The organism is Limosilactobacillus alvi, assembly GCF_016900115.1.
GTDB lineage: Bacteria > Bacillota > Bacilli > Lactobacillales > Lactobacillaceae > Limosilactobacillus > Limosilactobacillus alvi.
In genome coordinates, this window is record NZ_JACJJQ010000025.1 from 1 (window position 1) to 15,923 (window position 15,923).

The following is a 15,923-nucleotide window of genomic DNA, read 5'->3' on the forward strand; positions in this document are numbered from 1 at the left end:
GAGGATTAACCCTCTTCTTTAATATATCACTTTTTCCTGATTTTTAAATTCTTATTTAGATCAGGTTTGTTTAGTGTACGCTAATTTTCGATAACTTTTCGCTTGACTAATCGTAGGAAAGAGGGTGGGAAGAAACTTGAGTTTCTTCCCACCCTCTATTTCTCATACGGTTGTTGCTATTTTAATTCCCTTTGCCACTTCTGATGACCACGATAGATCCAGAATGGTAAGACTGAAACAATCAAACACATTAATGCCAAAATTACCACGTAAGTAACCCGTAAATGTTGAGGCGTCCCTTGGGCCGGAATAAAGGTAATGAAGAAAGCAACGAAAGTAATGACAAAAGCAAGGCAAGCAAAAGCGATGCTGAGGTTCGGTCGCTTGGTCATCCGATATGCCCGATGAAGGTCTTCATGCCGAAGCTTCAGAATGATATATGCCCAAAGCATAATCATGTACACCATTAGGTATTGAGCAGTCGTCGCTGCGAGGGCAACGTTAAAAGCAAAATCAGCATTTTGGCCACTCGTAAAGGTGATTAAAAAGGCAGTCAAAGTGACAATACTGGATTGAAGGACCATGATCCGGAAGGGAATTCCGTGTTTAGTTGCCTTCGCGAAGAAGCCAGGAAGAAACCCTTCACGGGCAGCCTCATATAACCCTTGATTAGGGCCGGCAATCCAATTGCCGAGTTCACCTAGAATTCCGCAGGCGAGCATTAAACCAATTATTTTTTCAAGCTCGTTTCCGGGAAGACCGATTGAACTTAAGAGGCGGCCGTAAGTATGAACGAAGCCGGTACTATTTTGGATATGAGCTGCTGGCACCGTCATTGCAATTGACATACTTCCTAGTAAATCTAAACTAATCGCAGTTATGACGAGGGCTACCATTACCTTTGGATATTGCTTAGGTTTGGCGAGGTTTTTAACGTGTGGCGCTGAAGCTTCTCCACCACAGAAAGCTAAAATAAAAGGAACAAAAGCAACTAAAGTCGTTCCATTAACATGGTGTGGGAAAATGGTATGGAAGTTAATGTGCACATAAACCGGGTTACCTTGAATTAGGTAAACTGCCACGACCAAAACTAGGAGTAAAACTGGTGTTACAATTCCTAACGCAAATAACCACTCAGCAATTTTCCCGACTCGTTTAGCTCCTAAGAGTTGGCTAAAGGTTGCGCCCCAGAGAAGGATCATCATTAAACCAAACCGAATAATTGGTGTGGTATTAAACCATGGCGTGTTTAAGGCAATTGACAAGGCTCCGATGATGACATACATCATTAGGTCCATCCCGGCAGTAATGTGGATCCACTGGTAAAACATGGCGGTAAAGCCGGTCTTTTCGCCAAGGGTATTTTTAACCCAAGTAAAGATGCCCCCTTTTTGCCAGCCATCAATAGAGGCCATTTCCCCGGCCGCTTGTGTGACCGGTAAAAACCAAATTAAGCCGGCAAATAGTAGGTAAAAAAGGGCAGTTGCACCAGTTTTGCCGAAGGGGGCAAACTCATCGATCGAAATTACCATCGAACTGGTCATCGCAAAGAGCTTCAGCCCAGTTAATTGGTTATAGTGCTGGTTAGCAAGATCATTTTCTGCTGAATTTGACATATTAAACTCCTAAATTCTAAATTTGTGAAGACAATCTAAATGGTCAACTTTGCCATTATACCAATAAAATGACCTTCCGGCGGTGAAAATTATTTTAAGGATAAAAAAGTTACCCTAAACGACTTAGTGAAAAACAAATCAATCGTCAAACAAACTATACCAATTTCGAAAACTGCGCTGATTTAAGGCTTTATTTATTTGATTAAATTATGATTAGCAAAAAATATAATGATAATGTTCAAAAATTCACTTGAAAAATTTTGAAAGTAACAGTACCATAATAACCGTAGAAAGTTTATTAGATTAACAAAGGAGATATGTTCCATGAAGGCTGCAGTTATTAATGATCCAGTAGATGGTTACGTTACTGTTAAAGATGTCACATTACGTGATTTAAAGCCAGGTGAAGCCCTGGTTGATATGGAATACTGTGGGTTATGTCACACTGACTTGCACTGTGCTGCCGGTGACTTTGGTGACAAGCCAGGTCGAATTATCGGTCACGAAGGGGTTGGTCGTGTATCCAAGGTTGCCCCTGGGGTTACGAGCTTAAAGGTTGGCGATCGGGTATCGATTGCTTGGTTCTTTAAGGGCTGTGGCCATTGTGAATACTGCTTGACTGGTCGGGAAACGCTTTGTCGCGACGTTTTGAACGCTGGTTACACCGCCGATGGGGCAATGGCCGAACAATGTATTGTTCCGGCTGATTACGCAGTTAAGGTTCCCGAAGGGCTTGATCCAGTTGAAGCTACTTCCTTAACTTGTGCTGGGGTTACAATGTACAAAGCTTTGAAGGTTGCTGATATCAAGCCTGGTCAATGGGTATCCATCGTTGGTGCTGGTGGTTTAGGTAACCTTGGGATTCAATTTGCCCACAATGTCTTTGGGGCTCACGTTATCGCTGTCGATGGTAATGAGGACAAGCTTCAAGCTGCTAAGGAAAACGGGGCTGAAATTTGCATTAATCGTCATGATGACAATGTCGATGAACAAATTCAAGCAAAGGTTGGCGGTGTTCATGCCGCAGTTGTTACGGCCGTTTCTGCAGCTGCTTTTGACCAAGCTGTTAACTCCCTTCGTCCAGATGGGAAGTTAGTTGCCGTCGCGCTTCCACAAGGAGACATGAACTTGAACATTGCTAAGACAGTGCTTGACGGAATTATCGTCGCTGGTTCCTTAGTTGGGACGCGGCAAGACTTGGCTGAATGTTTCCAATTTGGTGCTGAAGGCAAGGTTCACCCAATTGTTAAGACGCGGAAGCTTTCTGAAATCAACGATATGATCCAAGAATTGAAGGATAACAAAGTTGTTGGTCGGAACGTTGTTGACTTTGTTCACTAATCTAAACAAATAACGTTAATCAATAATGAAGATAGGGTGGGAAGAAATTCGAGTTTCTTCCTACCCTATTTTTTCATCTCCGAATGTTACTCAGCAACTACGGTCAAAGCAGGAGCTGAATGCTAGTTACTTCCCTAATGCACCAACCGATTCAGCCTTGCATGGGCTCACAAACGCCAAACAAGTTGACTGGTTCGCTCCAAAAACGATTCTGATAAATCAACCTGCGTTCTTTTTATCCCAACCAGGCCATCGACAAGCCTTGTTCCCATTCTTCGATCTTTATTATTGATGATCCACAATTTCTTTTAAGAAACGGGCAATTATTGCTAATTCCTTTGGTTGGTATTCTTTTGCAATTTTTACTTGTAAATCACGATAGAGGTTTTGATGCATCTCTTGGTGTAATTTAGCCAATTGTAACCCGGTCGTTGTTAATTGATAATAGATGCTTTTTTGATTATTTGGATGACGTTGGCTAGTTACGAGATGAAGATTAACAAGGTGCTTGGCCGCTCGGGTCGTCCCGCTCCGGCTAACTCTGATCCTTGCAGCCAGTTCAGTACCGTTAAGCTCTTTAGCAATACTAAGCTGATCAAGAATGTGATAACCAACGATTGCGATTTGGGGAATTAAAGCCGCTTGTTCATTATCTATTGCGTGGGCTAACATCCATGTTTGAGCCTCACTTAGATCGGTTTTCCGTTGATTACGTAAGGTAGCGATTAGAATCGTGATTTCCTGAATTTTCGGGTCCATTTTAAATCCTCTCGGCAATTTTTTCGGCTTGATCAAAACAATAACTTAAGATCTTTTCGCCGTCTGCATTTCCCCAGTCTAACCCTTCAACAAAGATTTGGTGGTAATTGTTTTCTTGAATCCCAAATAAACCCATTATCGTTTTAAGGTACATTGATCCTAAATCGAGCTTTGCTTGAGGAGTACCAGTGTATTGATCACCACTAGCTTGAATATGAACGACTGACTTATCCTTTAGGAGGCCAACTGGACCAGTTGAAGTGTATTTGAAGGTTTTATGGGGAACAGCAATTAGGTCAATGTACTGTTTCAATTCAGCAGGTAGGAAAAGGTTGTACATTGGATTAGTGAAGACATATTTATCAGCTACCAAAAACTCGTTTAACCACGCTTGATGTTCTTGAAAATTAGCTTCTTCGTCTATCGCTAAGGGCGCATGTTGACGCTGCTTTTCTCGAACAGTCAACGTAGTAGCGTTAAGCGGGGGCACCGGCTTTGTGAAAAGATCTCGAATAATAATTTTATCACTAGGGTGAATTTGCTGATAGTGATTTAAAAAGTGCCGTTGAACTTGAAGAGAATAGCTTTTGGAAACGTGGGGATGCGCTTGAACTACTAATAAAGTTGCCATAATTAATAACCTCACTTTAGATTATTGTTGCTTAGTAACAAAACACGGACGATTGTAATCTAATTATTGTTGCGAGTCAACAATAATTTATCTTTCTTAAAATTTAGTACCAATCCAAGCAAAATCCGGGAAAAGTCAGTAAAATGTGGTATTATTAAGGTCAAGATTAGTCAAGAAGGGAGCTGAAATCAGTGGAAGAACGGAGTATCTCAGACGTGATTGAAGCTTATTTGAAATCTATCTTAGGTAACGATCCGCAAATTGAAATTCGCCGGGCGGAAATTGCGGATCATTTTGATGTTGTTCCCTCACAAATTAATTATGTGATTAAGACGCGGTTTAATCTTCAAAATGGTTACTTAGTGCAAAGTAAGCGTGGCGGTGGCGGATATATTCGAATCGAACGGGTTAACTTGCTTGCCGACGAAGATGTTCTTCAAATGGTGATTGATAATATTGGTGAAGCAATTAGTGAAAAGGATGCTATTAAAATTATTAATACCCTCTATGAAGAAAAATTAATTTCCCATCGTGAAGGAGATTTAATGTTGGTAGCAATTGATAAGGCAACCCTTAAACAGCCAACGCACCAGGCAGAAGATCAGTTACGGGCGCGGATTTTAGTTGCGCTTTTGACGCGGCTTCGCTATGAATAATAAAGGGGATATCAATGGACGATAACTTTTACACACCAAATGCGCGGGCGGTGCTAGATTTAGCCCGGGAACAGGCAGTTTACTTTAAACATCAAGCGATTGGAACGGAACACCTACTGTTAGCCCTTAGCATAGAAAATAGTGGCGTGGCAGCGGAAGTTCTTAACCAATTTAATATTTCTAGTGATGATGTTCGCGCTGAAATTGAGCGGTTTACGGGCTATGGAACTTTGGGTTCATCAAACCTCGATGAATATTTACCGGCTTCACCGAAGTTACGGGTTATTTTGCGATTGGCAACCCAATTAGCACACCAAATGAACGCAAATCGCGTTGGAACTGAGCATTTACTTCTGGCCCTTTTGAGCGATGAAACAATTTTATCATCGCGCATTTTAACCAATTTAGATGTTAATATTCAACAAGCTCGCCGGACCTTGGTTCATAAATTAGGCAAAGCTGCCTCGCAAGCAATAAACCAGCGGGGGGCACGCCGGGCCACTTCAGCCACGCCAACTCTTGATAAGCTGGGGCGTGACTTAACCAATCGGGCTACTACTGATGACTTAGAAACGGTCGTTGGTCGGGATAAAGAAATTAAGCGGATGATTCAGCTTCTTAGCCGGAAGACGAAAAACAATCCAGTTTTGGTTGGTGAGCCAGGAGTTGGGAAAACCGCAATTGTTGAAGGTTTAGCCCAACGGATTATCAAAAAACAAGTTCCCGATAATTTAATCAATAAACGTTTGGTTGCCTTAGATATGGGGACCCTCGTTGCTGGAACCAAATTCCGGGGTGAGTTTGAAGAACGATTAAAGAAGGTCCTGGCAGAAATTTATCAAAGTGGGGATGTGATCCTCTTTGTTGATGAATTACACACGGTAGTTGGTGCTGGGGGAGCAGAAGGCGCCCTTGACGCATCTAATATTTTAAAGCCCGCGCTTGCCCGGGGGGAACTCCAGTTGATTGGGGCAACTACTTTAGATGAGTATCAAAAATACATCGAAAAGGATGCGGCTTTGGAGCGGCGGTTTGCCAAGGTGATGATTGAAGAACCAACTAAGGAACAAACCGAAGCGATCCTGAAAGGAATCCGGCCGGCGTATGAAGAGCACCATCATTTGAAGATTACTGATGATGCGTTAAGGGCGGCTGTTGAACTTTCAACGCGTTATATTGCTGACCGTTTTCTTCCCGATAAGGCAATTGATCTTGTTGATGAAGCTTCTGCGATGGTGCGGATTGATGCTGATCGGCTTGATGATCAGACTCAATCGTTAATCCATGAATTGAGCAACCTTCGCCAAGCAAAAGAAGCAGCAATTGAAGAACAAAACTTTGATCGGGCAGCTAGTTTGCGCCAAGATGAATTGAACTTAAAAGCTGACCTTAATGAACGATTAGCCAAGCAAAAGGCCAAGTTAAATGCTAAGCAACCAAAAGTAAGTGCAGAAGATATTGCCGTTGTTGTAGCAGATTGGACTGGGGTACCAGTAACCCAACTTAAGCGGAAAGAAGAGGACCGTTTAGTTAATCTTGAAAAGATCCTTCACCAACGGGTAATTGGCCAGGATGAGGCAGTGAGTGCAATTTCTCGGGCGATCCGCCGGTCACGGAGTGGTTTGAAAGATCCGCGGCGCCCAATTGGTTCCTTTATGTTCCTTGGTCCAACCGGGGTTGGAAAGACCGAACTAGCCAAGGCACTAGCGGCAACGGTCTTTGGTTCTGAAGACAACTTAATTCGGATCGATATGTCTGAATACCAGGAACGGTATAGTACAAGTCGCTTAGTTGGAGCGGCTCCTGGATACGTTGGTTATGAAGAAGGGGGCCAGTTAACCGAAAAGGTTCGTCAACATCCATACTCCGTTGTCCTCCTTGATGAAGCGGAAAAAGCTAATCCTGAAGTCTTTAACTTACTGTTACAAGTTCTTGATGACGGTTATTTAACTGACGCTAAGGGCCGGAAAGTTGACTTTAAGAATACGATCTTGATCATGACTTCAAACCTTGGAGCGACCCAACTTCAAGATGAAAAGACTGTCGGCTTTGGCAATCAGCCAGCAAGTGATGATTATGGAGCAATGAAGGCGACGATTAATCAACAATTGAAACTTCATTACCGGCCAGAATTCTTAAACCGAATTGATGAAACGATCGTTTTCCATTCATTATCAAAGGAAAACTTACATCAAATTGTTAAGTTAATGACTAAGCAACTGGTTAGTCGCCTATCCCAACAAGCAATTGATCTTCGATTAACCCCCGCAGCAATCGATCTAATTGCAGCGAAAGGTTATCAACCAGCATACGGTGCTCGACCAATAAGAAGAGCCATTCAAACGCTAGTCGAAGACCCCTTAAGTCTACAACTTTTGGATCATGAAATTAAACCTGGTGAAAAGGTTACCATCGGAGCTAGAAAGGGAAAGTTAACTTTTACTGCTCAAAATAAAAGATCGTAATTCAATTCTTTATAATCTTAATTAAAATTTATATAAGCGAACCCCTAACTTTAAAAAATAAATTTGGGGGTCGTTTTTTTTTTTTTTTTATAAGTTTTATTGGTGGCGTGGCCGTTAATGATTGACAAATGATAGCAGTAGATAAATAATAGTGAATGCTGTGGGAGTATGTTAAATCGAGATAATCGATTTTTCGCATAGAATAGGAGCGTTTAAAAAATGAGACGAGCTGAACAATTGGCCAAAACACGAAATGCGATCTTAACGACGGCAACAAAATTATTTTTGGAACATGGTTTTGCTGGAACGTCAACCCGAGATATTGCTAAGCAAATTGGGATTACCCAACCCGCTTTGTATCATCATTTTACAGATAAGGAAGAACTCTACCTTACAGTTCTGACTGAACTTTGTGGAAAGGTCCGTCAAGAAACCAACAAGGTTTTACGGAAAACAGACCTTACCCCTGAAGAACGGCTTTACCGGATTGCAAAAGTTTACTTGAAGTACCATCCATTAAATATCTATGCTCAATATCAAACGGCATTACGGCAATTGACGCCAAGTGCGCAACATAAGTTGAACATGATTTTTACGATGGATTATCTTGAACCATTATCTGAATACTTTAAGTTGCCAGATGTTAAACTTCGGCCGGATTTAATGCCAAAGGAAGCTGCTGAACTGCTGATTGCAAGTTTAGCTCCATTGTTTGGGACATTCCAAAAAATCGGAGGTCGGTCATTAAATGCCGAACAACGCCAACGGTTGATTATTGATGCTATTATCACTGGACTGACTGATCAAGCCCACCAAGATGATCGCAAATAAATAAGCAAAAGCAATTGCTTGGAAGGGAGAGCCGAGCAATTGCTTTTTTCTTTCCATATAATGAATCTTTTTCTTGACTATCGAATTTAATTAGTGTATTTTATTCACTGTATGTAATTGTGATTTCAATGCGACTGGCGATCTCTTGTCCGTCAGCCACTTTATAAAAAACCAAAGGCAATTTTTAGGTTGCTTTTGGATTTTTTTTGCTCAAAAGTAGGCTTTTGGACGAAATGTAATCAAAATGTAACATTGAATCACCCAACAAACTTAGAGAGGTGAATAGTTTGGCCGGACATTTAGTGAAATACGGTAAGCACCGTACTCGTCGTAGTTATTCCCGGATCAAGGAAGTCCTTGACCTCCCGAACTTGATTGAAATTCAAACTGATTCTTACAACTGGTTCATGGATAAAGGTTTGCGTGAAATGTTTGATGACATCATGCCAATCGATGATTTCCAAGGCAAGCTTTCTTTGGAGTTCGTTGATTACCAACTCCTAGAACCAAAGTATACTGTTGATGAAGCTCGTGAACACGACGCTAATTATTCTGCGCCCCTACATGTTACTTTGCGGTTAACTAACCACGAAACTGGTGAAATCAAGTCCCAAGATGTTTTCTTTGGTGATTTTCCATTAATGACCAAGCAAGGGACCTTTATTATTAACGGTGCTGAACGGGTTATTGTTTCCCAATTGGTTCGTTCCCCAGGGGTTTACTACAACTCAGAAACGGACAAAAATGGTCGACCAAACTACGGAGCTAACTTCATTCCGAACCGTGGGGCTTGGCTTGAATACGAAACTGATGCAAAGGGGATTTCCTATGTCCGGATTGACCGGACGCGGAAGCTTCCAATGACAGAATTAGTTCGGGCCCTTGGGTTCGGTTCTGATGATGAAATTATCGATATCCTTGGCGGAAATAGTGATTCCTTAGCAGCTACGATTGATAAGGACGTTCACAAGAACCCTGAAGATTCCCGGGTTGAAGAAGCTTTGAAGGATATTTACGAACGGCTTCGTCCTGGTGAACCAAAGACGGCTGACTCTGCGCGTAGTCTTTTAAATGCTCGCTTCTTCGATCCAAAGCGTTACGATATGGCACCAGTTGGTCGTTACAAGACCAACAAGAAGTTGAACATGCGTTACCGTTTACTTGGCTTGACTTTGGCGGAAACTTTGGCTGATCCCGAGACTGGTGAAATTCTTGCCCAAAAAGGTGACGTTGTAACGAAGGAAGTTTTGAAGAAGTTGGAACCAGCTTTGGCTCAAGACGACTTCAAGATGATTACTTACACCCCATCTGACGAAGCGGTTGTTACGGAACCGGTTAAGCTTCAAAAGATCTTGGTTTACTCCAAGAATGACCCTGAACGGATTGTGCCAATCGTTGCTAATGGTCACATTCCATTGGAACTTAAGCACATCCAACCAGCTGATATCATCGCTTCTGTTAACTACTTCTTCAACTTACAAGAAGGAATCGGATCAACCGATGATATTGACCACTTGGGGAATCGGCGGATTCGTTCCGTTGGGGAATTACTCCAAAATCAATTCCGGATTGGGTTAGCTCGGATGGAACGGGTGGTTCGCGAACGGATGTCAATTCAAGATATTAACACCGTTACCCCACAACAATTAATCAACATTCGGCCAGTTGTTGCTGCCATTAAGGAATTCTTTGGTTCTTCTCAACTTTCTCAATTTATGGACCAGACGAACCCACTTGGGGAATTGAACCACAAGCGGCGGCTGTCTGCTTTAGGACCCGGTGGTTTAACCCGGGACCGGGCCGGATATGAAGTGCGGGACGTGCACTATACCCACTATGGCCGGATGTGTCCAATTGAAACACCAGAAGGTCCAAACATTGGGTTGATCAATAACCTTTCCACTTATGCTCGGGTTAACAAGTACGGCTTTATTGAAACGCCATACCGGCGGGTTTCATGGGAAACACACAAGGTTACCGATAAGATCGACTACTTAACTGCCGATGAAGAAGATAACTACATCATTGCCCAAGCCAACACGAAGTTAAACGAAGATGGTTCCTTCGCTGAAGAAGAAATTATGTGCCGTGATAAGGAAGACTACATCACAACTTCCGCTGAAAACGTTGACTACATGGACGTTTCCCCTAAGCAAGTAGTTTCGGTTGCTTCTGCATGTATTCCATTCTTGGAAAACGATGACTCTAACCGGGCCTTGATGGGGGCTAATATGCAACGGCAAGCGGTTCCTTTGATTGACCCTCACGCTGCTTTAATCGGGACGGGGATTGAATACAAGGCCGCTCACGACTCTGGGGTTGCTTTGATTGCTAAGAATCCTGGGACAGTGGAATACGTTGATGCTCGCCAGATTCGGATTCGTCAAGAAGACGGCACGCTTGATACCTACAAGCTAATGAAGTTCCGGCGTTCAAACGGTGGTAAGAACTATAATCAACGGCCAATCGTTAAGGTCGGGGATGCAATTGATGCTGATGAAGTAATTGCCGACGGTCCAGCAATGGATCAAGGGGAATTAGCGCTTGGCCAAAACCCATTGATCGCTTTCATGACTTGGCAAGGGTACAACTTCGAAGATGCCATCGCCATTTCCGAACGGTTAGTTAAGGATGACGTTTACACATCTATTCACATTGAATCATATGAATCTGAAGCACGGGAAACTAAGCTTGGACCAGAAGAAATGACTCGTGAATTGCCTAATGTTGGGGCTGATGCTTTGAAGAACCTTGATGAGACTGGAATTATTCGGATTGGTTCTGAAGTTCACGATGGTGACATCCTAGTTGGTAAGGTTACGCCAAAAGGAGTAACTGAATTATCTGCTGAAGAACGACTCTTACACGCTATCTTTGGTGAAAAGTCACGTGAAGTTCGGGACACGTCACTCCGGGTGCCACACGGTGGTGGCGGGATCATCCAAGACGTTAAGATCTTCACTCGTGAAAACGGGGACGAACTAGCCCCTGGAGTTAACAAGATGGTGCGGGTTTACATCGCCCAAAAGCGGAAGCTTCAAGTCGGTGATAAGATGTCCGGTCGGCACGGTAACAAGGGGACGGTTTCCATTGTTATTCCAGAAGAAGATATGCCATTTATGCCAGATGGGACCCCAATCGACATCATGTTGAGTCCAATGGGTGTGCCATCCCGGATGAATATCGGTCAAGTTATTGAACTTCACTTGGGGATGGCTGCTCGTCAACTTGGTATCCACATTGCGACGCCAGTCTTTGATGGGGCAACTGATAAGGATGTTTGGGAAGCCGTTAAAGAAGCTGGCTTGCCATCAGACGGGAAGACGATTCTTTATGATGGTCGGACTGGTGAACCATTCGAAAACCGGATTGCTGTTGGGGTCATGAACTACCTTAAGCTGGCCCACATGGCTGATGATAAGATTCACGCTCGTTCAATTGGACCTTACTCCTTAGTTACGCAACAACCACTTGGTGGGAAGGCTCAATTCGGTGGTCAGCGTTTCGGGGAAATGGAAGTTTGGGCCCTTGAAGCATACGGGGCCGCTTACACCCTTCAAGAAATCTTAACTTACAAGTCTGATGACGTGGTTGGCCGGGTTAATACTTACGATGCCATCATCAACGGTGAACGGATTCCAAAGCCAGGGGTTCCAGAATCATTCCGGGTCTTGGTTAAGGAATTACAATCCCTTGGGTTAGATATGAAGGTCTTAGATGACGACCACAAGGAAGTTCAACTTAAGAACGAAGATGAAGAAGTAATTGACGTACGCAAGCGCGCTCAAGCTAACCGTCAAAACAATGATGAAGTAAAGCCAGCTCAAACTACGCCGAATGAAGTTAATGCTGACTAAAGAATAAGGAGGATTGCCCTTTGATTGACGTCAATAAATTTGAAAGTATGCAGATCGCTTTGGCATCACCAAATAAGATTCGTTCATGGTCTTATGGGGAAGTTAAGAAGCCAGAAACGATCAACTACCGGACGCTAAAGCCAGAAAAGGAAGGGCTGTTTGACGAACGGATCTTTGGGCCAACCAAGGACTATGAATGTGCTTGTGGAAAGTACAAGCGGGTTCGTTTCAAGGGTTTGGTCTGTGATCGTTGTGGGGTCGAAGTGACTACCGCTAAGGTTCGGCGGGAACGGATGGGTCACATCGAATTAGCAGCTCCTGTTTCACACATTTGGTACTTTAAGGGAATTCCATCACGGATGGGATTAATTCTTGACATGAGCCCACGGGCCTTGGAAGAAGTAATTTACTTTGCTTCTTACGTTGTCCTCGATCCGGGTGACACGCCACTTGAAAAGAAACAACTTCTTTCTGAACCGGAATACCGGGAAAAGAAGGCTGAATATGGCGACCGTTTCATCGCTCAAATGGGGGCTGAAGCGATCCAAAAGTTGTTGAAAGATGTCGACATGGAAAAGGAAGCAGCCGAATTGAAGGCAACGCTGAAGGAAGCTACGGGTCAAAAACGGACGCGTGCCGTTCGGCGGCTTGATATTTTGGAAGCCTTCATTAAGTCTGGAAATAAGCCAGAATGGATGGTAATGGACGTAATTCCAGTTATGCCACCTGACTTGCGGCCAATGGTCCAACTTGAAGGGGGACGGTTTGCAACTTCTGACTTGAACGATCTTTACCGGCGGGTAATTAACCGGAACAACCGGTTGAAGCGATTGCTTGAATTAAATGCCCCTGGAATCATTGTTCAAAACGAAAAGCGGATGCTTCAAGAAGCCGTTGATGCCTTGATCGACAACGGTCGGCGGGGCCGTCCAGTTGCTGGTCCTGGTAACCGACCATTGAAATCCTTGTCACACCTCCTTAAAGGTAAGCAAGGGCGGTTCCGGCAAAACTTACTTGGGAAGCGGGTTGACTACTCCGGTCGTTCCGTTATTGATGTTGGTCCATCTTTAAAGATGAGCCAAATGGGATTACCAATTCAAATGGCTTTGGAATTGTTCAAGCCGTTCATTATGCATGAGCTGACAAAGCGGAACTTGGTAACCAACGTTAAGGCGGCTAAGCGCTTAATTGATAAGCAAGACGATAAGGTCTTCGATGTTCTTGAAGATGTTATCAAGGAACACCCCGTACTGTTAAACCGGGCACCTACTTTGCACCGGTTAGGGATCCAAGCTTTTGAACCAATCCTGGTTTCTGGTAAGTCAATGCGGTTGCACCCACTTGTTTGTGCGGCCTACAATGCCGACTTTGATGGTGACCAGATGGCTATCCACGTGCCATTGTCTGATGAAGCCCAAGCTGAAGCGCGGCTTTTGATGTTGGCGGCTCACCACATTCTGAGTCCGCGGGACGGGGAACCAATCGTTGCTCCATCTCAGGATATGGTTATTGGTAACTACTACATGACCACGGAAGATAAGGCGCGTGAAGGTGAAGGGATGATCTTTGCTGATGCTGCCGAAGCTGAAATGGCCTACAAGGATGGTTACGTAGCTCTTCAAACCCGGGTTGGGATCAAGACGGCTTCGTACAAGAATAAGCCATTCACTGATAACCAACGGGAAAAGATCATGGTAACGAGTGTTGGGAAGATCCTCTTCAACAACATCATGCCAGATGATTACCCTTACATTAATGAACCAACTGATGATAACCTTCAAAACGGGGTTCCTGACAAGTACTTCTTGGATAAGGGACAAGATATTCACGAATACCTTGCCAATGCACCACTTGTGCCACCATTTAAGAAAGGGTTCTTATCTGACATCATCGCTGAAGTTTACAAGCGTTACAAGGTAACGATTACTTCTGAACTTTTGGATAAGATGAAGGACCTTGGTTACTATGAATCAACCATTTCTGGTTTAACGGTGGGGGTTGTTGATATCACTGACTTGAAGGAAAAGCCAGGGATCGTCGAAAATGCCCACAAACAAGTTGACATGGTTACGAAGCAATTCCGGCGTGGTCTGATTACCGATAACGAGCGGTATGAACGGGTTATTGCCATCTGGAACGATGCTAAGGATGAAGTTCAAGAAAAACTGATTGAACACATGGATATCCACAACCCAATCAACATGATGTCTGACTCCGGTGCGCGGGGGAACATTTCTAACTTTACTCAGTTGGCCGGGATGCGTGGTTTAATGGCTTCCCCATCTGGAAAGATCATGGAATTGCCAATTCTTTCTAACTTCCGGGAAGGACTTTCCGTTTTGGAAATGTTCATTTCTTCTCACGGAGCGCGGAAAGGGATGACCGATACGGCCTTGAAGACTGCCAACTCAGGTTACTTAACTCGGCGGTTAGTTGATGTTGCTCAAGATGTAATTGTTCGGGAAGAAGACTGTGGGACTGACCGTGGTTTGGAAGTTACTGCTATCACGAACGGTAACGAAATGATCGAACCATTGTACGACCGAATCCTTGGTCGTTACACGATGAAGTCTGTCTTTGATCCAGAAACTGGGGAAAAGATCGTTGGCAAGAATGTCTTACTTGACGAAGAAATGGCCCAAAAGATCGTTGATGCTGGTGTTAAGAAGGTTACGATTCGTTCTGCCTTTACTTGCAACACGGAACACGGGGTTTGTGAACGGTGCTACGGCCGGAACGCTGCTACTGGTGACCAAGTTGAAGCCGGTGAAGCAATTGGGACGATCGCTGCCCAATCAATTGGTGAACCTGGGACGCAATTGACATTACGGAACTTCCACACTGGTGGGGTTGCCGGTAACGACGATATTACCCAAGGGTTACCACGGGTTCAGGAAATTGTGGAAGCCCGGAATCCTAAAGGGAAAGCAACCATTTCAGAAGTTACTGGGGAAATTGAATCAATTGAAGAAAACCCAGCTGAACAAACGAAAGACATCACCGTTAAGGGTGAAAACGATACGCGGACGTACACCTTACCAATTACCTCCCGGCTTCGGGTTACGGAAGGTGACTTTATTCACCGTGGTTCGGCCCTTAACGAAGGGTCAGTTGATCCAAAGGAATTGATTCGGGTTCGTGACGTTCTTTCAACTGAAACTTACCTCTTAGCTGAAGTTCAAAAGGTTTACCGGATGCAAGGGATTGATCTGCTTGATAAGCACGTTGAAATCATGATTCGGCAAATGATGCGGAAGGTTCGGGTCATGGATCCAGGTGATACTGATGTCTTACCTGGTGAATTAATGGACATTAACCAATTCCGGGACGCTAATTACCAAACCTTGGTTGAGGGGAAGGTTCCAGCAACTGCTCGGCCAGTTATCCTTGGGATTACCAAGGCGGCCCTTGAAACGAACAGTTTCTTGTCGGCAGCTTCCTTCCAAGAAACAACGCGGGTTCTTACCGATGCTGCTATTCGTGGCAAGGAAGATCCACTGGTTGGTTTGAAGGAAAATGTTATCATCGGGAAGATCATTCCAGCTGGTACTGGGATGGGTACTTACCGGAACATCAAGCCAAAGGAAGTTACGGTTAACAAGCCAAGTAGCGAAGCGGCATATGCAATGCCAAGTGCTTCAATCCGTGAAATGGAAGCACAAATGAAGCAGGACGAGAACTAACGGTTGGAAGAAAAAAACTTTTTGACAGAAGTTTTGTCCTATTGAAAAGAGGCTGGGTTACCAGCCTCTTTTCTGTGTACATAA

9 protein-coding genes are annotated in these 15,923 nt (G+C 43.9%); 6 read left to right on the plus strand and 3 right to left on the minus strand.

Translation table 11 applies throughout. The features are described from left to right. Positions 1-176: 176 nt before the first annotated feature. Complete coding sequence (locus H5993_RS06080; RefSeq protein ID WP_204776646.1) at positions 177-1,616, minus strand: amino acid permease; 1,440 nt, start codon at positions 1,614-1,616, stop codon at positions 177-179. A gap of 324 nt (positions 1,617-1,940) precedes the next feature. Here H5993_RS06080 and adhP point away from each other — a divergent pair, with 324 nt between their 5' ends. After that, positions 1,941-2,957 carry an alcohol dehydrogenase AdhP gene (gene adhP / locus H5993_RS06085; protein ID WP_204776647.1) on the plus strand — a complete coding sequence of 339 codons (1,017 nt, stop codon included), beginning with the start codon at positions 1,941-1,943 and terminating at the stop codon, positions 2,955-2,957. A gap of 285 nt (positions 2,958-3,242) precedes the next feature. On the opposite strand, the gene H5993_RS06090 is transcribed toward adhP, so the two are convergent. Then, positions 3,243-3,716 carry a MarR family winged helix-turn-helix transcriptional regulator gene (locus tag H5993_RS06090; protein WP_204776648.1) on the minus strand — a complete coding sequence of 158 codons (474 nt, stop codon included), beginning with the start codon at positions 3,714-3,716 and terminating at the stop codon, positions 3,243-3,245. Position 3,717: 1 nt separating this feature from the next. Next, positions 3,718-4,347, minus strand: coding sequence for an FMN-dependent NADH-azoreductase (locus H5993_RS06095; RefSeq protein ID WP_204776649.1), 630 nt, complete (start codon positions 4,345-4,347; stop codon positions 3,718-3,720). Positions 4,348-4,538: 191 nt separating this feature from the next. Here H5993_RS06095 and H5993_RS06100 point away from each other — a divergent pair, with 191 nt between their 5' ends. From H5993_RS06100 to rpoC, 5 genes are all read left to right on the plus strand, one after another. Then, positions 4,539-5,003, plus strand: coding sequence for a CtsR family transcriptional regulator (locus H5993_RS06100; RefSeq protein WP_180870517.1), 465 nt, complete (start codon positions 4,539-4,541; stop codon positions 5,001-5,003). Positions 5,004-5,017: 14 nt separating this feature from the next. Continuing rightward, positions 5,018-7,468 carry an ATP-dependent Clp protease ATP-binding subunit gene (locus tag H5993_RS06105; protein WP_204776650.1) on the plus strand — a complete coding sequence of 817 codons (2,451 nt, stop codon included), beginning with the start codon at positions 5,018-5,020 and terminating at the stop codon, positions 7,466-7,468. 219 nt (positions 7,469-7,687) lie between these two features. Beyond that, a complete protein-coding gene (locus H5993_RS06110) occupies positions 7,688-8,299 on the plus strand; it encodes a TetR/AcrR family transcriptional regulator (RefSeq protein ID WP_204776651.1) in 612 nt (203 codons plus the stop codon). Between the two features lie 278 nt (positions 8,300-8,577). Next, entirely contained in the window at positions 8,578-12,156 is a 3,579-nt protein-coding gene (gene rpoB / locus H5993_RS06115; protein WP_204776652.1) for a DNA-directed RNA polymerase subunit beta, read from the plus strand. 20 nt (positions 12,157-12,176) lie between these two features. Then, positions 12,177-15,839, plus strand: coding sequence for a DNA-directed RNA polymerase subunit beta' (gene rpoC / locus H5993_RS06120; protein ID WP_204776653.1), 3,663 nt, complete (start codon positions 12,177-12,179; stop codon positions 15,837-15,839). Positions 15,840-15,923 lie beyond the last annotated feature (84 nt).